At 63.4% G+C, this 20347-nt stretch carries 19 protein-coding genes; 14 read left to right on the plus strand and 5 right to left on the minus strand.

The genetic code is table 11. The annotated features are described in order from the left end of the window. Window positions 1–965: cyclopropane fatty acyl phospholipid synthase (gene cfa / locus RSO41_RS16280; protein WP_315620268.1), on the minus strand; the 965-nt coding region annotated here is incomplete at its 3' end. A 540-nt stretch (window positions 966–1505) separates the two neighbouring features. Here cfa and hppD point away from each other — a divergent pair. The 4 genes from hppD (at window position 1506) to RSO41_RS16300 (ending at window position 5742) form a co-directional block, all read left to right on the plus strand. Beyond that, on the plus strand, window positions 1506–2606 hold the full coding sequence (gene hppD / locus RSO41_RS16285) for a 4-hydroxyphenylpyruvate dioxygenase (RefSeq protein WP_315620269.1): 1101 nt from the start codon (window positions 1506–1508) through the stop codon (window positions 2604–2606). A gap of 181 nt (window positions 2607–2787) precedes the next feature. Continuing rightward, complete coding sequence (locus RSO41_RS16290; protein WP_315620270.1) at window positions 2788–4248, plus strand: sodium-dependent transporter; 1461 nt, start codon at window positions 2788–2790, stop codon at window positions 4246–4248. A 214-nt stretch (window positions 4249–4462) separates the two neighbouring features. Then, the gene (gene cobA / locus RSO41_RS16295) at window positions 4463–5272 is read left to right on the plus strand and encodes a uroporphyrinogen-III C-methyltransferase (RefSeq protein ID WP_410000351.1); all 810 of its coding nucleotides are present in this window, start codon (window positions 4463–4465) and stop codon (window positions 5270–5272) included. A 53-nt stretch (window positions 5273–5325) separates the two neighbouring features. After that, window positions 5326–5742, plus strand: a complete 417-nt coding sequence (locus RSO41_RS16300; protein WP_410000350.1) for a septal ring lytic transglycosylase RlpA family protein — start codon at window positions 5326–5328, stop codon at window positions 5740–5742. A 105-nt stretch (window positions 5743–5847) separates the two neighbouring features. Here RSO41_RS16300 and RSO41_RS16305 read toward each other — a convergent pair whose 3' ends face one another. From RSO41_RS16305 to RSO41_RS16320, 4 genes are read right to left on the minus strand one after another with little or no spacing between them, the layout of a single operon-like run. Continuing rightward, on the minus strand, window positions 5848–6912 hold the full coding sequence (locus tag RSO41_RS16305; RefSeq protein WP_315620273.1) for an ABC transporter substrate-binding protein: 1065 nt from the start codon (window positions 6910–6912) through the stop codon (window positions 5848–5850). After that, window positions 6909–8282: a sensor histidine kinase gene (locus tag RSO41_RS16310; RefSeq protein ID WP_315620274.1), complete on the minus strand. Its 1374-nt coding sequence runs from the start codon at window positions 8280–8282 to the stop codon at window positions 6909–6911. The genes RSO41_RS16305 and RSO41_RS16310 overlap by 4 nt, the downstream gene beginning before the upstream one ends. Continuing rightward, window positions 8279–8941: a response regulator transcription factor gene (locus RSO41_RS16315; protein WP_315620275.1), complete on the minus strand. Its 663-nt coding sequence runs from the start codon at window positions 8939–8941 to the stop codon at window positions 8279–8281. Before RSO41_RS16315 ends, RSO41_RS16310 begins: the two co-directional genes overlap by 4 nt. After that, the gene (locus RSO41_RS16320; RefSeq protein ID WP_315620276.1) at window positions 8938–9537 is read right to left on the minus strand and encodes a helix-turn-helix domain-containing protein; all 600 of its coding nucleotides are present in this window, start codon (window positions 9535–9537) and stop codon (window positions 8938–8940) included. Before RSO41_RS16320 ends, RSO41_RS16315 begins: the two co-directional genes overlap by 4 nt. A gap of 185 nt (window positions 9538–9722) precedes the next feature. Here RSO41_RS16320 and RSO41_RS16325 point away from each other — a divergent pair, with 185 nt between their 5' ends. The 10 genes from RSO41_RS16325 (at window position 9723) to RSO41_RS16370 (ending at window position 20338) form a co-directional block, all read left to right on the plus strand. Next, on the plus strand, window positions 9723–10709 hold the full coding sequence (locus tag RSO41_RS16325) for a Bug family tripartite tricarboxylate transporter substrate binding protein (protein ID WP_315620277.1): 987 nt from the start codon (window positions 9723–9725) through the stop codon (window positions 10707–10709). Beyond that, window positions 10709–11161: a tripartite tricarboxylate transporter TctB family protein gene (locus RSO41_RS16330; protein WP_315620306.1), complete on the plus strand. Its 453-nt coding sequence runs from the start codon at window positions 10709–10711 to the stop codon at window positions 11159–11161. Before RSO41_RS16325 ends, RSO41_RS16330 begins: the two co-directional genes overlap by 1 nt. Further along, on the plus strand, window positions 11161–12687 hold the full coding sequence (locus RSO41_RS16335) for a tripartite tricarboxylate transporter permease (RefSeq protein ID WP_315620278.1): 1527 nt from the start codon (window positions 11161–11163) through the stop codon (window positions 12685–12687). The genes RSO41_RS16330 and RSO41_RS16335 overlap by 1 nt, the downstream gene beginning before the upstream one ends. A gap of 357 nt (window positions 12688–13044) precedes the next feature. After that, entirely contained in the window at window positions 13045–14340 is a 1296-nt protein-coding gene (urtA, locus tag RSO41_RS16340; protein WP_410000352.1) for an urea ABC transporter substrate-binding protein, read from the plus strand. Between the two features lie 165 nt (window positions 14341–14505). Continuing rightward, entirely contained in the window at window positions 14506–16107 is a 1602-nt protein-coding gene (gene urtB, locus RSO41_RS16345; RefSeq protein ID WP_315620280.1) for an urea ABC transporter permease subunit UrtB, read from the plus strand. A 6-nt stretch (window positions 16108–16113) separates the two neighbouring features. Next, window positions 16114–17247: an urea ABC transporter permease subunit UrtC gene (gene urtC, locus RSO41_RS16350; RefSeq protein WP_315620281.1), complete on the plus strand. Its 1134-nt coding sequence runs from the start codon at window positions 16114–16116 to the stop codon at window positions 17245–17247. Then, window positions 17244–18083 (plus strand): urea ABC transporter ATP-binding protein UrtD, encoded by an 840-nt coding sequence (gene urtD, locus RSO41_RS16355; RefSeq protein WP_315620282.1) that lies wholly within the window; start codon window positions 17244–17246, stop codon window positions 18081–18083. The genes urtC and urtD overlap by 4 nt, the downstream gene beginning before the upstream one ends. After that, entirely contained in the window at window positions 18083–18781 is a 699-nt protein-coding gene (gene urtE / locus RSO41_RS16360) for an urea ABC transporter ATP-binding subunit UrtE (RefSeq protein WP_315620283.1), read from the plus strand. The genes urtD and urtE overlap by 1 nt, the downstream gene beginning before the upstream one ends. Before the next feature lie 240 nt (window positions 18782–19021). Further along, window positions 19022–19918: an urease accessory protein UreD gene (locus tag RSO41_RS16365; RefSeq protein WP_315620284.1), complete on the plus strand. Its 897-nt coding sequence runs from the start codon at window positions 19022–19024 to the stop codon at window positions 19916–19918. Window positions 19919–20035: 117 nt separating this feature from the next. After that, window positions 20036–20338 carry an urease subunit gamma gene (locus tag RSO41_RS16370; protein ID WP_315620285.1) on the plus strand — a complete coding sequence of 101 codons (303 nt, stop codon included), beginning with the start codon at window positions 20036–20038 and terminating at the stop codon, window positions 20336–20338. Window positions 20339–20347 lie beyond the last annotated feature (9 nt).

Genomic DNA, 20347 nt, shown 5'->3' on the forward strand with positions numbered 1-20347 from the left:
AGGGTACGGTCATAGTCGGCCCCGAAGTTCTGCCAATCTTCCATCAACAGCTTGCCTTCACTGGCCTCGGCAATATGCTTGATCGACGGCAGGACGCCGTTGGGAAAGATATAGCGATGAATCCAGGGGTCGGCACCGATATCCGACTTGTTGGACCCGATGGTGTGGAGGACGAAGAGGCCGTCCTTCGCCAGCAGGCGTTGCACCGTATCGAAGTAGGTGGCGTAGTTGCGGTGGCCGACGTGTTCGAACATGCCGATCGAGACAATGCGGTCGAAGGTCCCCTCCAGGTCGCGATAGTCCTCGAGAAGGATCTCGACCGGCAGCCCCTTGCAGCGTTCTCGGGCCAGTTCGGCCTGCTCGCGTGAGATGGTGATGCCGGTGACCTCGACACCATAATGGCGTGCGGCGTGTTCGGCAAAGCTGCCCCAGCCGCATCCGATGTCCAGAACACGCATGCCGGGTTTCAGATCCAGCTTGCGGCAGGCGAGATCGAGCTTGGCCACCTGGGCCTCGTGCAGATTGCTCGCGTCCTTCCAGTAGCCGCAGGAATAGCACATGGTGTCGTCCAGCATGCGCTGAAAAAGGTCGTTGCCGAGGTCATAGTGTGCCTCGCCGACGATATACGCCCTGGCGCGACTCTGCAGGTTGATGACCCCCGACTGCAGGCGATACTTCAAGCGTTCCGAACGCGTCTTGGCGTGTTCGCCCAGCCCGTGACGCAGCATCAGATGCACCATCTCGTCGATGCGATCAGCGTCCCACCAGCCGTCCATGTAGGCCTCTCCCAGCCCCAGGGTGCCCTGACGCAGGACTCGCGAGAAAAGATCGGGGTGATAGACGTGGATATCCTGGGGCGATTGGCCGTTCAGGGAAACGCCGGAACCTTCCAGCAGAGACTCGACAGTATGGCGGGCCCGAGAGTCAGGTAGGGCAACGGGTCCAAGGTGCGGTTCGCTGGTCATGGAAGTCCTCCTGATCCTTCAGACGCGAGTGGGAGAATGTACCGGGCCGGGGTGTTGCATGCGGCGCTGGTCCGATAGGACCCCGTTATAAGTAATGAGCGTAGACCAGGCCCAATTGTTCTTGGTAATCAATCCTTTTGACCTTCTATATGAAGGCGTCTGGATGAAGGTGGCGCGCCATGCGACACCATGGGATTTAATGTTAGCACGCAAACTTGTTCGTCGACAGCACAGGGTCAGGAAGGCCGTGGTGGCGGCCGATCGCCTGGATGGCAATGACGAGGTAATGGCCTTCGTGTCATCCTGGCGTGACACCGTGTCAAGATTTCGTTACGCACGAGAGGGGCGGAGCGGGGCGCAATAGAGCACGTCACACAATCTTTACGCCAGGGGGCGGTGAATGCCGTGTGGTGCCGGTCGATACCGGCATATCCGGCATTCCGGCACCGCGGGGGGAGCACTAGGCTGGAGGCATCTCAGGGCCGAGTGCCCGGCATGACGGCCACAGCCGATACAACCACAACCGACATCGGAGGATGCATGAACGCTCCCGCCAAGACGCCCCGGACCATCAGCAAGACCAACCCCATCGGCACCGATGGCTTCGAATTCGTCGAGTACACCGCACCCACCCAAGAGGGCATCGAGGCCCTGCGCTCGCTGTTCCTGACCCTGGGCTTTACCGAAACACGTCGCCATCGTTCCAAGGCAGTGAGCCTGTTTCAGCAGGAGAACATCAACTTCGTACTGAATGCCGAACCCGATAGCCATGCCGCTGAATTCGCCGCCAAGCATGGACCGTCGGCCTGTGCGATGGCCTGGCGAGTCGCCGATGCGAAGCAGGCGTTCGAACATGCCGTCGAAACCGGCGCCAGGGCCGTCGAGGTACAGGTCGGCCCCGGCGAGATGGGGATACCGGCCGTCGAAGGCATCGGTGGTTCCCTGTTGTACTTCGTCGATCACAAGGTGGACGGTGATGGGCGCAATATCTATGACATCGATTTCGAGCCGATCCCCGGCACCAGCGCGAGTGACAATAGTGCCGGCCTGCAGGTGCTGGACCATCTGACCCATAATGTCGATCGTGGCCAGATGGATGTGTGGGCGGATTTCTATACGCGTCTTGCCAATTTCCGCGAGAATCGTTATTTCGATATCGAAGGCAAGAAGACCGGCCTGCATTCCCGAGCAATGACGGCGCCCTGCGGCAAGATGCACATTCCGATCAATGAGTCGGCCGATGATACGTCGCAGATCGCCGAGTTCCTGCGTGAATACAACGGCGAAGGCATTCAGCACCTGGCCATGGCCACCGATGATATCTATTCCACGGTGCGTGCGCTCAAGGCCAAGGGCATCACCTTCATGACCACCCCGGAGACCTATTACGAGAAGGTCGACGCCAGGGTGCCCAATCATGAAGAGAACCTCGAGGAGCTGCGCGAGCTGAACCTGCTGGTGGATGGCGGTCCCGACCAGGGCGTCCTGCTGCAGATCTTCACCAAGACCGTGATCGGCCCGATCTTCTTCGAGATCATTCAGCGCAAGGGCAACGATGGCTTCGGCGAGGGCAATTTCAAGGCCCTGTTCGAATCCATCGAGGAAGATCAGATTCGTCGTGGCGTACTCAAGGACGACTGACCCGTAACATCCCGACAACCCCCGCCAGCGACGGCGGGGGTTGGGCGTTAGGCGAGTCAGTTTTAGAACAATCCTTCGTCTCTCTGCCCAATCACGACAAAATCCGTCACAATATAGGCTAGCCAGAGGCTGCTATGTCTCGTGACGGGCGACAACAAGAGTTCCGTGATCCTGGTGTAACATGACAAAGACTGAACGACCCCGTACCCAGTGGCTCGGCCGCTGGGGCTTCGTCCTGGCGGCCACCGGCTCAGCGGTCGGCCTGGGCAATGTCTGGAAATTCCCCTATATGACCGGCGAGTACGGGGGTGGTGCCTTCGTGCTTGTCTATCTGGCCTGCATCCTGTCGGTCGGGGTGCCGGTCATGATGACCGAAATCGCTCTCGGGCGACGTGGCCGAGGCAGTCCCATCGATGCCATTCGGCGGATGGCCAGCGAGTCGGGCCGGTCGTCGGCCTGGTCCCTGCTTGGCTGGATGGCGATGCTGTGCGGTTTCATGATCCTGTGTTTCTACGTGGTCGTGGCAGGCTGGTCCTTCGCCTACCTGTGGAAGATGATCAGTGGCGGCCTGGCAGGTTCCAGTGTCGACGACATGGCCGCCATCTTCTCCGCCAACAACGCTAACCCCTGGAGCCTCGGTGCCTGGAGCACGGTGGTGGCGGTGGCCACCATGGTGATCGTCGGCAAGGGGGTCCAGTCCGGTATCGAGAGGAGTGTCAGCTGGATGATGCCCGGCATGGTCATCATGCTGGTCATCATGATCGGCTATGGCGCCTTCTCGGGGGGCTTCGGCGATGCCGTGCATTTCCTGTTCGCCTTCAATGCCTCGAGCCTTTCGAGCGAGGGCATGCTGGCGGCCATGGGACATGCCTTTTTCACCCTCTCGCTGGCGTCGGGGGCCATCCTGACCTATGGCAGTTATCTGCCACGTGAAGCCTCCATCGGCCGTACTACCCTGACCGTGGCGGTGGCCGATACGCTGGTGGCATTGATGGCAGGCCTGGCGATCTTCCCGGTGATCTTCGCCAACGGCATGGAGCCGGGTAGTGGGCCCGGGCTGATCTTCATGAGCCTGCCGCTGGCCTTCCAGGCCATGCCGCTGGGCACGTTGTTCGGCATCCTGTTCTTCGTGATGCTCTCCATGGCGGCGCTGACCTCGTCGATTTCGATGGTCGAGGCCACCGTCTCCTGGCTCACCGACAACAAGGGACTCAGCCGGCGCGTGGCATCCTGGGGCACCGGCATCGTGCTCTGGATCATCAGCACGCTGGCAATGCTGTCGTTCAACGTCGGGGCCGAATGGACCCTGCTGGGCAAGCACTTCTTCGACTGGCTGGACTTCCTGACGTCGCGTCTGATGATGCCGCTGGGCGGCCTGGGCATGGCACTGCTCGCCGGTTTCGTGCTCAGAAGCGAGGTGCTTCGCGAGGAGCTCGGCCTGTCCCCGATGGTCCATGGTCTGTGGCTCTTCATGGTGCGTTATGTGAGCCCGCTCGGCATCCTGGTGATCTTCATCGATGCCCTGGGCTGGCTCGATATCGATTTTGCCGCACAATGGCCCTGGCTGGCGTTGGTGCTGGCGGTCGTCACCCTGGTCGGCGAGCTGACCCGCCCGGGGCTGAAACGTGCCTTCTGTTCCTGACAGGCGCGCCTTCCGGTCCTGGAGCATCGCCCCCGCAGCGCGGGGGCGATGTCATTTCGAGCCGGTTATATGCTTGGATCGCTTCCCTGGTGGCAATTTTCGGGAAATTTTATTACTTTATTGCATATAAAATCCGTGCGTACAGGAAATATGGAATATGAGCGCCTCCCGAGCCGCGTCGAGCGATACCTTGCCGCCGTCGACTTCCGCGTCGATGCCGGGGCGGGTCAGCCTGGTGGGCGCCGGGCCGGGGGATCCGGAACTGCTGACCATCAAGGCGCTAAGGCGCCTGCAGTCGGCGGAAGTGATCCTGCATGATCGCCTGGTGAGCGAGGAAATACTGGCGTTGGCCAACGCCAGTGCCCGGCAGCTGTATGTCGGAAAGGAGCGCTCCAGGCACAGCGTGCCCCAGGAGGGCATCAATCAGGCGCTGGTCGACTGGGCCAGGGCCGGGAAGCGGGTCGTGCGACTCAAGGGAGGAGATCCCTTCATCTTCGGTCGAGGCGGTGAAGAACTGGAAGCCCTGGTCGGCGCCGGGGTCATGGTCGAGGTTGTACCGGGTATCACCGCCGCGTCGGGATGTGCTGCCTACGCCGGCATTCCTCTGACTCACCGTGACCATGCGCAATCGGTCCGTTTCATTACCGGTCATCTGCGTGATGGTGGCTGTGAACTGGACTGGCCGACCCTGGCCCATCCGGGGCAGACCCTGGTGTTCTATATGGGGCTGGGCAGTCTCGACATCATCGGTGAGCGCTTGCAGGCCCATGGTTTGTCGCCCGATACGCCACTGGCGCTGATCGAGCAGGGAACCACGCGGCGTCAGAGGGTGCACGTGGGAACCCTGGCAAATTTGCCTTCGGCGGATAATGTGGATAAGATTCGACCGCCGACACTGATCATTGTTGGCGATGTGGTGACGTTGCATGACGCGTTGGATTGGTTCGACAACGCACGAGCCGGCGCTGCCGGCTGGTTGCAGGGAAAGCACCCGACGCCGTCCGACACGTCTCGAGGCGCCTGATTACCGGAAGAGGAGACCGGTATATCGGCGTACAAGCCGTCGTGAGGTGATGCATGGGGTTTTCCGACAAGACGAATGGCGCAAGGCGCCGGTTCCTGCGACATGGCGTGCTTGCCGTGGCGCTCTTTATGCTGTGTGGTTGCGCGAATGATGGTGTGGCCAGTGAATCTGGCCTGACGCCGATCCAGAAAGGAGTGGCGTCCTATTACAGCGACCGCTTTCAGGGGCGTACCACTGCCAGTGGTGTCCCCTTCGATCAGCGTGCAATGACGGCGGCTCACAAGTCCCTGCCGTTCGGTACCAGGGTGGTGGTGACGCGCCGCGACACTGGCCGTCAGGTCGAGGTTCTGATCAATGACCGAGGCCCCTATGTCGATGGGCGCGTCATCGATCTTTCCAAGCGTGCCGCCCGGGAGCTTGGCATGCTGGGGCGGGGAGTCGCGCCGGTGGAGCTCAGCTATGTACGCTGAGGGCGACGTTACCTGAGGGCGACGTTGTGGTGGTCCGGGGAACCCGGACCCCTCACTCTTCCCTCTTCCCTTCTCACTCTTCCCTTCCCTCTGTGACACCGCCTTTCAGTTCGCATTGTCCTCGCGGTTGAACTCGCGTTGCCAGCGTGTCAGCAGCGCCTGACGTTTCAGGTCGTCGAGGGTCGCCAGCAGTCCTGGGCCCAGCGTCAGGGGGTGCAGGGCGTTGCCGCGTTCGGCATGCCAGGCATCCGCCGTGCCTGGCCCCTTGAGCTCGGGATGAATGGCGCCGAGGGCAGTCTGGCTGGCAATCACGCCTTGCCCGGCGTCGCTGATCAGATAATCGAGAAAACGTCGCGCATTGCCTGGATGTGGCGCCTGCCGAGGCATGAAGGCCAGACGCTGGATGACCAGGGTGTAATCATCCGGCACTACCATCTCGAGGTCGGGGTCATTCTCGACGACACGGTGTGCATAGCTGCCCAGCAGGTTGTAGCCGATCCAGTAACGTCCGTCGCCGAGGCCTTCCAGCATCTCGCCGGTGGTGTCCACCAGAGCGGTGTCGACATCGCCCAGCGCGGCGATCAAATCCCAGTAGCGCGGCGAGAGCCTTGACTCCTCGATCGCGTAGGTATAGCCGGCGCCACTGCGCGCAGGGTCGTAGGTGACGACGCGGCCGCGCAGGTCGTCACGGTGGTCACGCAGAGTGGCCAGCAGCTCGGCGTGACTGTCCGGTCGACCATGGCGCTCGATCAGTTCGCGGCGTACGACCATGACGATAGGCTCGAAGGTGAAGGCGAAAAGCTCTTGACGCCAGCGCGCCCAGGCGGGCCAGTCGCGCGACGCGGGGGTGTCCAGGGGGCGGGCGTGGCCGTCGTTGACGAGTCGGTACTGCCAGGGCATGGCGGAAGAAATGAGGACATCGGCCTCGTCGGGCGTATCCCGAAAGTGGCGGTAGAGCGGCAGGGTGTCCAGGTTGCGATAGACCAGATCGATATCCGGATGGCGGCGATGGAAGTCATTCAGCAACGGTTTGATGTATGTCATGTCCAGAGCACCGTGCACGACCAGCCGTTCTGTCTGCCCCTGATCGGCGGTGGCCGGGTAACGGATCGTCTCGGCGGTGGTGGTGAGCGGAAACAGCAGCATGAGAAGCAGGGTGAGAGGTTTCATGAGGGAGCTCCCGGGAAGGTCAGGGTGACGCTCAGTCCCTGGCCGCCATGGCCGTTCTCGAGACCCAGGCGTGCGCCATGGGTCCGAGCGATGCCGTCGACGATGGCCAGGCCCAGTCCGGAGCCCTCCGGATCGTCACTGCCGCGGTGGAAGGGGCGCAGCATCAGCAAGCGTCTGGCTTCGGGAATGCCGGGGCCATCATCCCTGACCTCGAGGACCGGGGGCGCATCGGTGACCCGAACGGTGATGTGGCCGGCACCATAGCGGCGCCCGTTGTCGATCAGGTTGCCGAGCGCTTCTTCGAGCTGCCAGTCGAGGCCCTGGACCATGACCGGGGTCTGCGGCGTCTCCACGCCGAGGTCGACGCCGTCACGGTGGCAGGCGCTCCAATGCTGCTTGACGGCTCGCCTGGCGATGTCATCGAGGGCGACGGAGGTGAGCGCCGGGCGATATTCGGGATTGTCGAGACGAGTCAGCGACAGCAGTTGAATGGCCAGCCGCGAGGTGCGGGCGCTGGTATCCTGCATGGCGACCAGCGCCTGGTGCCACTGGGCCGGGTCGTTCTGACGCAGGGCCAGCTCGGCTCGGGCCGATAGTCCCGCCAGGGGAGTACGCAGCTGATGCGAGGCATCGCCGATGAAGCGTTCCTGATTGGCGCGCACGCGGCGCATGCGTGCCAGCAACTCGTTGAGCGTCTCGCGCAGTTCAGCCAGCTCGCGAGGCAGAGGGAGTTCCAGGGGCGACAGGGTTCGCGGGTCCCGGGCGCGGATCGCACGGCGCAAGCGAGTGAGCGGGGCGAGAGCGGTACGAATGGCGATCACCAGGGTAGCGGCCGCCAGCAGGGCCATACCGAGAATATAGGCGAGGTTGCCGCGCAGCAGCTGGCTGGCCAGGCGCTCGCGTCCCTCCCGGGTATGAGCGACACGCACGTCGAAGCGTTCACGTTGGCGCCAGTCCTCGAGGCGCGTGCGTCGGATGCCCTCGCGCAGGGCCAGGCCGCGCCACTGGATGTCGCGATAGTAGAGCCCGTCATCCGCGTCGGTGTCATCATCGGCGACGCCCGGTAATTCGGCGTTGCCGGTCACGAAGCGACCACGGTTGTCGTAGATCGCGTAGAAGACGCGTTCCTCGGCGTCGGTGGCCAGCATCTCGAGTGCGGCGGGCGGCAGGTCGAGCCATAGCCGATCATCCTGCCACTGGGCCTGCTCGGCGATCGCCAGGGTGGCGGCCTCCAGCAGCCGATCGAAAGCGCGATCAGCCGTCTGGCGAGCATCAAGCCATGCCTGGAACAGCATCAACCCGCCCAGGGCCAACAGGGGCAGCAATAACCACGTCAGCAAGCGGCTGTAGAGACTGTCCCGAGTGATCACGTCGCCTCCAGCAGATAGCCGATGCCGCGCACGGTGCGCAGCGCGACGCCGTCATCGCTCAGGCGCTTGCGCAGGCGGTGGACATAGACCTCGATGGCATTGTCGCCCATGGGTTCGCCCTGGAAGGCTTCCTCCGCCAGTCGAGCCTTGTCCACCGGCTCGCCGGCATGATGCATCAGGCAGGCCAGCAGGCGCTGTTCCCGTGGTGGCAGTGACAGGGGAACGTCGGCGAGGCTGAAGCGTTGTGCCAGGCCGTCGAAGCGCAGCGAGCCGACCTGAAGTACCTGGTGGCGTTCGCGACGGCGCAGCAGGGCACGAATCCTGGCCTCCAGTTCGTCCAGAGCGAAGGGCTTGGCGAGATAGTCGTCGGCACCGAGATCCAGCCCACGGACCCGGTCTTCCACGGCACCGCGTGCGGTGAGAATCAATACCGGTGTATCGCTATCGTGCCGCCGCAAGGCTTCCAGTACCTCCAGTCCACTGCGGCCGGGCAGGTTGAGGTCCAGCAGGATCAGGGCATGGCCGTGATCCGGTGTGTCGAGGGCGGCGTGCGCTTCGACGCCATCGGCCAGGTGATGAACATGATGCCCCTCGAGTTCCAGAGCGCCGACCAGGGTCTCGGCCAGCAGGCGGTCGTCCTCCACCAGCAGTACCGTCATGACGCCGCCTCCTCGGTTTCGTGGAGTCTCGCCACGGCGCCGTCGAGGGCGCGGCGTGCCCGTTGCGGCCCGAGTCGACTCGCCGGTCCCGAGAGTGTCAGCCACAGTGAGGGAGCGTCCGGGTCTCCGGACAGCATTCGACATTCCATGGTGCCCCCGGGGAGCGAGGGGCGAGGGTCCTCCACGGTGTCGATTTCCCAGCGTTGGCCCGGCCTGAGGTCATGACGCAGGTCGGCGTCGGGAAGCGCCACCAGCCGGCATTCGGCGATCCCGGGTTGTGCCTCAAGCAAGGCGGCGGTCTCGCCTGTTTCGGCCGTCAGTCGGTCGAGCAGCGGCTGGATGCGTGTGGCCAGTTGGCGCGAAGGGGCGTGACGACGTGCCAGGCGCGACGGGCTGCCACCAAGACGCCAGCGCCCGTCACCACCGCGCTGCACATAGTCGTGGCGCTCCAGCGATCCGAGCAGTCGCAGCAGGGTGCTCTTGTAGAAGCCGGTGGCCTGGGCGAGATCGGCGAGAGTGAAATGCTCCTGGGCGGAGTCGAAGGCCTCGAGCACCGTCAGGGCGCGTTCGACGGCTTCCACACGGTCCTGTGCCATGCCATGCCTCTTGGTTTCACGAGATTGAACTTTGGTCGCAATTTGCCTCGGTAGGCGTTGACCCACCGGAGCGTCGCGCCTAGCTTTCCATTCTGAGGAACGTTGTTCTGCCTTACAGAATTGTAAGCTAGGCGTCAGCGTCCTTCAAGCGATCTTCATTTCACTGACCTCAGGGGACAACAACAATGTCCATCAAGACGCCGCTCACTTTCGTTGCCGTCGCCGCCTTCACGGTCGGCGCGAGTTCTGCCATGGCCTTCGAGCCGGAGGGCAAGATGGAATGTCTGGCCCCCGCCGACCCGGGTGGTGGCTGGGATTTCACCTGCCGCAGTGTCGGTACCGTCCTCGAGGAGCTGGACCTGGTTCCGGCCAGTGTGCAGACCATCAACATGGCCGGTGCCGGCGGCGGCGTGGCCTATGCCCATACCGTCAGCAAGCGCGCCGGCGACGATCAGTTGCTGGTGGCGGCCTCCACCGCAACGACGACACGTCTGGCCCAGGGGCAGTTCCCCGGCATGAACGCCGACATGGTCAACTGGATCGGTGCTCTGGGGGCCGACTATGGCGTCATCGCCGTTGCCGATGATGCCGAGTACGACGACCTGCCGGAGCTGATGGATGCGCTCAAGGAGGATCCGCGCAGCGTCAAGTTCGCCGGTGGTAGCGCCAAGGGGGGCTGGGATCATCTCAAGGTGCTGATCGCTGCCCAGGCAGCCGGCGTCGAGAACCTGCCGCGCGTTCCCTATCTCTCCTACAACAATGGCGGTGAAGCCATGACCCAGGTGGTCGGTGGCCACGTCGATGCTTTCACCGGTGATATTTCCGAGGCTCAGGGCTTCATGGAGTCCGGTGACCTGCGGGTACTGGCGGTGCTTTCCGAAGAACGCCTGCCCGGTGAGTTCAGCGATATTCCGACTGCCAAGGAGCAGGGTATCGATGCCATCGGCCCCAACTGGCGAGGCTTCTACATGCCGGCGGATATCTCCGACGACGCCAAGCAGTACTGGACCGACGCCATGGACACCATCTACCAGAGCGATGAGTGGAAGGATGTCATGAAGCAGAACGGTTTGATGCCGTTCCACATGAGCGCCGGCGAGTTCGAAGAATTCGTCAAGAACCAGATCGATGACATCGAAACACTCTCCAAGGATATCGGGTTGATCAAGTGATGACCTTCAACGACCGTATCTTCGGTGTTCTGCTGATCGTCCTGGCCGTCGCGTACGGCTGGGGCGCCAGCCAGTTCCCCGCGCCGTTTGGCGGGTCCGAGGCCGTCGGACCCGAAACCTTTCCCTATCTTCTGGCCGTGGTGCTCGTGCTGAGCAGCCTGTACCTGATCGTGCGGCCTGACCCGGACAACGCCTGGCCCTGGAGCCGTACCGGTGTCGAGCTGGTCATTGCCGTGGTGGTCCTGTTGCTCTATACCGCGCTGCTACAGCCGCTTGGTTTCATCATCAGCACCACTCTGGCGGTGGGCACCCTGTGCTGGCGCATGGGCGCGGATCTGCCCAGGGCCTACATGACCGGGGCCCTGGCCGGCGTCGTGGTGTTTCTGGTGTTCAACTTCGCCCTGGGCCTTGCGTTGCCGCTGGGTCTGCTGTCGTTCCTGGAGGCTGGCTGATGGAAACCCTGGGTTACTTGATGGACGGTTTTGCGGTCGCGCTGGCACCGCACAACCTGATGTTCGCCCTGCTGGGGGCCTTCCTTGGCACCTTGATCGGCGCCCTGCCGGGCCTCGGGCCGGCCAATGGGGTGGCGATCCTGATTCCGCTGGCCTTCACGCTGGGGCTGCAGCCCGAGACCGCGCTGATCATGCTCACCGCGGTCTATGCCGGCGCCATGTACGGCGGGCGCATCTCTTCGATCCTGCTCAACATTCCCGGCGACGAGCCGGCGATGATGACCTGTCTGGATGGCTATCCCATGGCCCGGAAGGGCAAGGCCGCCGAGGCCCTGGCGATCTCTGCCGTGGCGTCGTTCATGGGCAGCCTGATTGCCACCATCGGGCTCATCCTGCTGGCGCCCTTGCTGGCCGACTTCGCCCTGACCTTCGGCCCGGCGGAATACTTTGCGCTCTTCCTGCTGGCCTTCGCGACCCTGGGCGGCATTACCGGCAAGAACCCGATGAAGACGGTGGTCGCTGCCTGCATCGGCCTGATGATTGCCACTGTGGGTATCGATACAACCGGGGTGCAGCGCTACACCTTCGGCGTGCTGGAACTCTACGAAGGGGTGGACTTCATCATCGCCATCGTCGGGCTGTTCGCCATCTCCGAGCTGCTGTTCTTCATCGAGGACAAGGCCGGTGGTGGTAAGGAAAAGATGACCGTCAACAAGCTGACACTTTCCTGGAAGGACATTCGCGAGATCATGCCGTCGAGCATCCGGGGTGGCGTGCTTGGTTTCATCGCCGGGGTCCTGCCGGGCGCCGGGGCCTCACTGGGCAGCTTCATCGGCTATACGCTGGAAAAGAAGATCGTCGGCAAGAAGGGCTATTTCGGCGAAGGTGACCCGCGCGGCGTGGCCGGTCCCGAGGCCGGCAACAATGGTGCGTCCAGCGGTGCGTTGGTCCCCATGCTGACCCTGGGGGTTCCGGGCAGCGGTACCACTGCCGTGCTGCTGGCACTGTTGATTTCGCTGAACATCACGCCGGGACCGTTGATGTTCACCCAGAATGCCGACATCGTCTGGGGCGTGATCGCGGCCTTGCTGATCGGCAACTTCCTGCTGCTGGTGCTCAATATTCCGCTGGTGGGCATCTTCGTCAAGCTGCTGTCGGTACCGCCGAAGTATCTGCTGCCGATCGTGACCATGATCGCCTTCGTGGGCATCTACTCGATCAGCAATACGACCTTCGACCTCTACTTCATGGTGGCCTTCGGGGTGGCGGGCTATGTGCTGAGAAAGCTCGAGATTCCGTTGGTGCCGGTGATTCTTGGTCTGCTGCTGGGGCCGGAAATGGAGAAGAATCTCCGCCATGCCATGGATATCTCGGATGGCGACTGGACGATCCTCTGGGACAGCGGTCTGGCCATCGGCCTGTGGGTGTTCGCCGGCCTGGGGCTGATCCTGCCCTACATCGTCGGACCCATCTTGCGTCGGCGCATGAAGGTGGCCACCGGGACCGGAGGTCCCGAGGGCGACTGACCTGCAGTCTGGATGATGCCCTGACGGGGGCACTGGCCTGGACCGGTGCCCCCGTCTTTTCGTTGGCGCTCGATCCGGGTGCAGGGCGGGAAATGTCGGCACCGATTCGGGGCGGTTTCCGTCCGGGCATTGCACCAGGAGAGGACGTCGACGCAATGAACGCTGAGGCGGAGTTTTCTATGCGACTGATATTGAAATAATAATTGTGATTAAGGCGGTTCTGGTGCGGCTCTTGCAGATCCCTTGGAGATGGCAGAAAGGAAGCTGACGGGCACATGCCGTGGCTTCCGATGACCTGCTTCCAGGAACAATGACCCGGATCGCAAGGAGATCATCATGACCCCACGTCGTCGCACCATGCGCCTTCACTGGTTGGCCGCTCCGTTGCTGAGCCTGAGCGTCGCCGCTCCCGCTCTGGCACAGGAAGAGCCCATCAAGGTGGGTATCCTGCACTCGCTGTCCGGCACCATGGCCATCAGTGAAACGGTGCTCAAGGAGACCGTGGAGATGCTGATCGAGCAGCAGAATGCCCAGGGTGGCCTGCTGGGTCGCGAGCTGGAGCCCGTGGTGGTCGATCCCGCCTCGGACTGGCCGCTGTTTGCCGAGAAGGCCCGCCAGCTGCTGGCCCGGGATGACGTCGATGTCATCTTCGGCAATTGGACCTCGGTGTCGCGCAAGTCGGTGTTGCCGGTCGTCGAGGAACTCGACGGCCTGCTCTTTTATCCGGTGCAGTACGAGGGTGAAGAGTCTTCCGAGAACGTCTTCTATACCGGTGCCGCTCCCAATCAGCAGGCCATTCCCGCCGTCGATTACCTGATGAACAACGTCGGGGTGGAGCGTTGGGTGCTGGCCGGCACCGACTATGTCTATCCGCGTACCACCAACAAGATCCTCGAGGCCTACCTGACGTCGCAGGGGGTTGCGGACGACGACATCATGGTCAATTACACCCCCTTCGGCCATTCCGATTGGCAGAACATCGTTTCCGAGATCAAGGCGTTCGGCAACCAGGGCAAGAAGACCGCGGTGGTCTCCACCATCAACGGCGATGCCAACGTGCCTTTCTACCGGGAGCTGGGCAACCAGGGCATCGAGGCCGCGGATATCCCTGTGGTGGCCTTCTCGGTGGGCGAGCAGGAGCTCACCGGCATCGATACCGCCCCACTGCTCGGGCACATGGCTGCCTGGAACTACTTCATGAGCGTCGATACCGACGCCAACTACGACTTCATCGATGCCTGGATCGAGCATACCGGCGACGAAATGGCGGTGACCAACGATCCCATGGAAGCCCACTACATCGGCTTCAACATGTGGGCAGAGGCGGTGCGCAAGGCCGGTACCACCGATGTGGGTGCGGTCAAGGACGCCATCATCGGCGTCTCGGTGCCCAACCTCTCGGGCGGCTACGCAACGATGATGCCCAACCACCACATCACCAAGCCGGTGCTGATCGGCGAGATTCAGGACAACGGCCAGTTTTCCATCGTCTGGGAGACGCCTTCCACCGTGGCCGGCGATGCCTGGTCCGACTATCTGGAAGGCTCCCGGGACCTGATCAGCGACTGGCGCCAGCCCATGGAGTGCGGGAACTATAACGTGGTTCGAGGCAGCTGCGGCGCCAGCCAGGCCGAGGAAGAGGCGTCCGAATAACACCCCGATCTTGATGCTCGATGCTGGGCGCCGGGGACAGGGCGTAGTGAGGGTCATCTGCCATGGATGGCAGATGTAGCGCCCAGGGGGGGCACAGCGCCCTCACGCAGGCCTGTCGACGGCTAAGCCCAGCTTTCCGCAAGATGTCGAATACAGGACACGCCCATGAGGATGTTTCCACGCTGCCTGTCGGGCCTGCTGTGTCTCTGCCTGTTGTGCGGCCTGCCGTTGGCCGCCCAGGCACAGGACGATCCCGGTCAGGCCCTGCTGGACTCACTCGATACCGATTCCTACGCCGACAAGGGCGAGGCGGTCGAGACTATCATCGCCAGCGGCGACGCGCGCAGCCGTCGCTGGCTCGAAGCGCTGCTCGGCGGAAAATTGCAGCGTCACAAGGACACCGACCGCTTCGTCGTGGTCGTCGAGAACCGCGGCCGCCATTGGCCGGTGGTCGATGCGCTGAGCTTCGAGGATGCCGGCGAGGTGTCGCGTCGCGAGATGGACCGCATCGGTATCAACAACGCGCTGCGTGGCCAATTGCAGGGGGCGCTGGCGGTGATCGATCTGCATGCCGAGCAGGTGGGCGAGCGTCGCGAGGCGGCCAGAGCACTGCTCGGTGACGTCGATGCCAGCCTGGCCGAGCCGCTCGGGGCCGTCATCGGCAAGGAGGAGGACGCCGAGGTGCGTCGCCTGCTCGAGCAAGCGCTGGCCATCCACCGTCTGGAGGAGGGCGATGCCGCGGCGGTGGATGTCCTGGCCGGCAGTCTCAACTCCCGAGTCCGTTCGGCGCTGAATGCCGCCAGTCGCAGCGAGGATGCCGAGCTCGCTGCCACCGCGACCTCGGCCCTGGCCGATATCGAGCAGAAGATGATGCTCAATCGCGGCCTGGAGACGCTTTATTTCGGGCTTTCACTTGGCTCGGTGCTGGTGCTGGCGGCCATCGGTCTGGCCATCACCTTCGGCGTGATGGGCGTGATCAACATGGCCCATGGCGAACTGATCATGCTCGGCGCCTATACCACCTGGGCCATGCAACAGCTGCTGCCCGGCCAGCCGGGTCTGGCGCTGCTGCTGGCGATTCCTGCCGGCTTCCTGGTGGCGGCGCTGGCCGGGGTGGCCATCGAACGAGGCGTCATCCAGTTCCTCAAGGGGCGGCCGCTGGAGACGCTGCTGGCCACCTTCGGCGTCAGCCTGATCCTGCAGCAGCTGGTGCGCACGGTCATCTCCCCGCAGAACCGCACGGTGGTCACGCCGGAATGGATGAGCGGTTCCTTGATGCTCAACGAGGGCCTCTCGCTGACCCTCAACCGGCTCTATGTTCTGGGCTTTGCCCTGGTGGTGTTCGCCGGCCTGATGCTGGTCATGCGTCGTACCCGATTGGGGCTCGAGGTGCGGGCGGTGACCCAGAACCGCGCCATGGCACGTGCCATGGGCATCCGCGCCACCCGGGTGGATATCCTGACCTTCGCATTGGGCTCCGGGGTGGCGGGGCTGGCCGGGGTGGCGCTCTCGCAGCTCACCAACGTGGGCCCCAACCTGGGCCAGAACTACATCATCGACTCCTTCATGGTGGTGGTGTTCGGCGGCGTGGGGAATCTCTGGGGCACCCTGGTGGCGGGCCTGTCGCTGGGCGTCATCAACCAGGTGCTGGAGCCCTGGGCCGGTGCGGTGCTGGCCAAGATCGTCGTGCTCGTGTTCATCATCCTGTTCATTCAGAAACGCCCCCGCGGACTCTTTCCGCAGAAGGGCCGGGCGGCGGAGGGCTAGACCATCATGTGGCTGACACGACCTTTTTCCGAACACTCGACTCGACGGTTCCTGGGCATCCTGCTGGCCGCACTGGGACTGGTCACCCTGCTCAACCTGGCCGTGCCGGCAGGCCATCCGCTGCATGTTTCCACCTATACGGTGACACTGCTCGGCAAGTATCTGAGCTATGCGTTGCTCGCGGTGGCCGTCGACCTGGTATGGGGCTATCTGGGCATTCTGAGTCTCGGCCATGGCGCCTTCTTCGCCCTGGGAGGCTATGCCATGGGCATGTACCTGATGCGCCAGATCGGTGATCGGGGCACTTATGGCGATCCGATACTGCCGGACTTTATGGTGTTCCTGAACTGGGAAAGCTTGCCATGGTACTGGCTGGGCTTCGACACGCCGTGGTTCGCCTTTTTGATGGTGTTGCTGGCGCCGGGCCTGCTGGCCCTGGTGTTCGGCTTCCTGGCGTTTCGTTCGAGGGTCACCGGCGTCTACCTGTCGATCATCACCCAGGCCATGACCTTTGCCCTGATGCTGGCCTTCTTTCGCAACGAGATGGGCTTCGGCGGCAACAACGGCCTCACCGACTTTCGCGAATTGCTGGGCGTCGACCTGAGAAACGATGGCACCCGGCTGGGCCTGTTCCTTGCCACCGGTATTGCGCTGGCGCTGGGCTATGTACTGTGTCGGGCGATCGTCGCCAGCAAGCTGGGCCGAGTCAGCGTGGCCTGCCGCGATGCCGAGGCACGCACACGCTTTCTGGGCTACCGAGTCGAGCGCTTCCAACTGTTCGTCTTCGTGGTCTCGGCGATGCTCGCCGGGCTGGCCGGCGCCCTCTACGTGCCCCAGGTGGGCATTATCAATCCCAGCGAGTTCTCGCCGATCTTCTCCATCGAGGTGGTGCTATGGGTGGCGCTGGGTGGCCGCGCGACCCTCTACGGGGCGGTGATCGGCGCGCTGCTGGTCAACTATGCCAAGACGGTATTCACCGGGGTGATGCCCGATGCCTGGCTGTTCGCCCTGGGCGGCATGTTCGTGCTGGTCACCGTCTTCCTGCCCAGGGGCATCGCCGGCCTGCTGAGTCTTCGTCCCTGGCGTCGTGCAGGCCATGCCGCGACGACCCAACCGACCACGGGGGAAAGCACCGCATGAACATCCTCAAATCCCTGGCCGACCGGGAGCGCGTCTTCGATTTCCTGGCGCCGGCGCACTCTCCGGTGGATGTGCGCCACGGCCCCATCCTCTACCTGGAGGACGTCAATGTCAGCTTCGACGGCTTCAGGGCCATCGATGACTTGAACCTGACCATCGACGATGGCGAGCTGCGTTGCATCATCGGTCCCAACGGCGCCGGCAAGACCACCATGATGGACATCATCACCGGCAAGACCCGGCCCGACAGCGGCTCGGTGTGGTTTGGCAGCCGCCATGACCTGCTGACCCTGAACGAGCCGGAGATCGCCAGCCTCGGGATCGGTCGCAAGTTCCAGAAGCCCACGGTCTTCGAGGCGTTGACGGTCTTCGATAACCTGGAGCTGGCCATGGCCGCCGACAAACGGGTCCTGCCCACGCTGACCGCACGCCTGACCGGCGAAGGACGTGACCGCATCGAGGAAGTGCTGGCGACCATTGGTCTCGTCGAGTTGCGTCACGCGCCGGCGGGCATTCTCTCCCACGGACAGAAGCAGTGGCTGGAGATCGGCATGCTGTTGATGCAACGGCCGCGACTGCTGCTGGTCGATGAGCCGGTGGCCGGCATGACCGAGCAGGAGATGGAGCGTACCGCCGAACTGCTCACCGGCCTGGCCGGCAAGGGCAAGCAGTCGGTGGTCGTCGTCGAGCATGACATGGGCTTCGTGCGTTCTATTGCCCGCACCGTGACGGTGCTGCATCAGGGCAGCGTGCTGGCCGAAGGCAGCATGAACACGGTCTCCAATGATCCGAAGGTGATCGAGGTCTACCTGGGTGCCGAGGAGGAGGCGGCCTGATGCTGAGCGTCGACAAGCTGAACCAGTACTATGGCGAGAGCCATACGCTGTGGGACCTGGACCTGGAGGTGCCGGCAGGGCAGTGCACCTGTGTGATGGGCCGCAACGGCGTGGGCAAGACCACCCTGATGAAGGCGGTCATGGGCGAGGTCGCGGTGGTTTCCGGGAACATCCGCTACGCCGACGACACGGAACTGACTCGCCGACGGGTGGAGGACCGCTCCCGGCTGGGTATCGGCTATGTGCCCCAGGGGCGGCAGATCTTTCCGCTGCTCACCGTCGAGGAGAATCTGCGAACCGGCCTGGCCGCCCGTGGCGATGGTCGGCGAACCATCCCCGAGCGCGTCCATGAGCTATTCCCGGTGCTCGAGGAGATGAAGCATCGCCGTGGGGGTGATCTCTCCGGCGGTCAGCAGCAGCAGCTGGCCATCGGCCGTGCCCTGGTACTGGAGCCGCGCCTGTTGATTCTCGACGAGCCTGGGGAGGGCATCCAGCCCAATATCGTCACCCAGATCGGCGAGGTGATCCGCCGGCTGATCGCCGAGGATGGCCTGACGGTATTGCTGGTGGAGCAGAAGTTGCCCTTTGCGCGCCGGTATGCCGATCGCTTCACGATCCTGGACCGTGGCCGGACAGTGGCGCGTGGCGGAATCGGCGATCTTTCCGATGCCTTGATCAAGGAGCACCTGAGTGTCTAGACGACGGGGAATGCCGGACAGGCGTTGCTTCATGACGGTGCGCTCCTCGATCTTCCGCACCCGGATGGTGCGATACCCCTTCCGTGTGTCGGCGTCAGTGGTGCAAGCCGGCGGGCGGACACTTCTTTGTGTACAAAATATGATGTTGATTTAAAATATTTTTTTGTTGATTTCACCAAGTTGGTACGTGACTTGCTGAGGGTAAGAGCAATAGCCATCGGATTCACAGGACCCTTGTCGATGACGGTCTTCCCGCGTGCCATTTCCCATTACCCCGAGTCGGGCCATCGTTTCGATGCCGGCCGCCGCTGGGTGGCGTCGCTGGATCTCGGCTTTGCGGCACGGGATACCGTGACCTGCCTGTCCCGGGCGCGTCACCGGGGGCCATTGCGGGTCCAGCGACCCTTCTATCCGGAAGGGCGGCGCAAGGCTGCCTGCCATGTCTACCTGCTGCATCCGCCCGGGGGCGTGGTCAGTGGCGATGCATTGAACATCGATGTCGAGGTGGGGCGCGGCACCCGGGCGTTATTGACGACGCCAGCCGCCAACAAGCTCTACCGCGCCGACAGCCAGGGCGTTCCTTGGCGGCAGCACACCCGACTCGAGGTCGCCGATGACGGCGTGCTGGAGTGGCTGCCTCAGGAAACCATCGCCTTCGATGGCTCGCGGGGCGAGCAGGTCACCACCATCGAGCTCACCGGCAATGCCCGCTGCCTGGGCTGGGAGATACTGGCGCTGGGTCGCCCGGCTAGCGATCTGCCCTTTACCTCGGGCCGCCTGGAACAACGCTTTCACCTGACGCGGGAAGGGCGTCCGCTGTGGCTGGAACGGCAACCCCTGGCGCCCGAGCATCCCCGCTTTCATGGCCGTTGGGGGCAGGGGGGCGCCACGGTTCAAGCCTCGCTCTGGGCGGCAGGATTCTCGGAAGAAGACGCTGCCGAGGCGGTTGCAGCCTTGCGTGATGAGGTGAGCGGCTCGCCTCGCTGGGCCGTCACGACCCGCAACGGTGTCCTGTTGTTGCGTTACCTGGGGAATGCGCGCAACGAGGCCTGGGATCTGTGCCGACATGCCCGGGACGTGCTGCGGCCTCGGCTGGTGGGTCGCAGGGCCCAGGAACCGAGGATCTGGAGAACCTGACGAGGCTTCGCCTCAGTGACGAGCTTCGAGCACCGAACATCATCTTGTCGAAGCTCGAAGCTCGAAGCTCGAAGCTCGAAGCTCGAAGCGCCGTTCTGACATCTTGAGGAGATTGCGATGGAACTGACCCCCAGAGACAAGGACAAGCTGTTGCTGTTCACGGCGGGCCTGCTGGCGGAGCGCCGGCGTGAGCGCGGCCTCCGGCTGAATTATCCCGAGGCCATGGCGTTGATCAGCTGCCAGATCATGGAGGGCGCCCGAGACGGCCGCAGCGTGGCCGACCTGATGAGCGAAGGGCGGGAGATTCTCGGGCGTGACGACGTCATGGAAGGGGTGCCCGAGATGATCGAGCAGGTGCAGGTGGAGGCGACGTTCCCCGATGGAACCAAGCTGGTCACTATCCATGACCCCATTGTGTGAGGGGGAAGG

Origin of the sequence: Halomonas sp. I1, assembly GCF_032334135.1 — a bacterium.
Lineage (GTDB): Bacteria > Pseudomonadota > Gammaproteobacteria > Pseudomonadales > Halomonadaceae > Halomonas.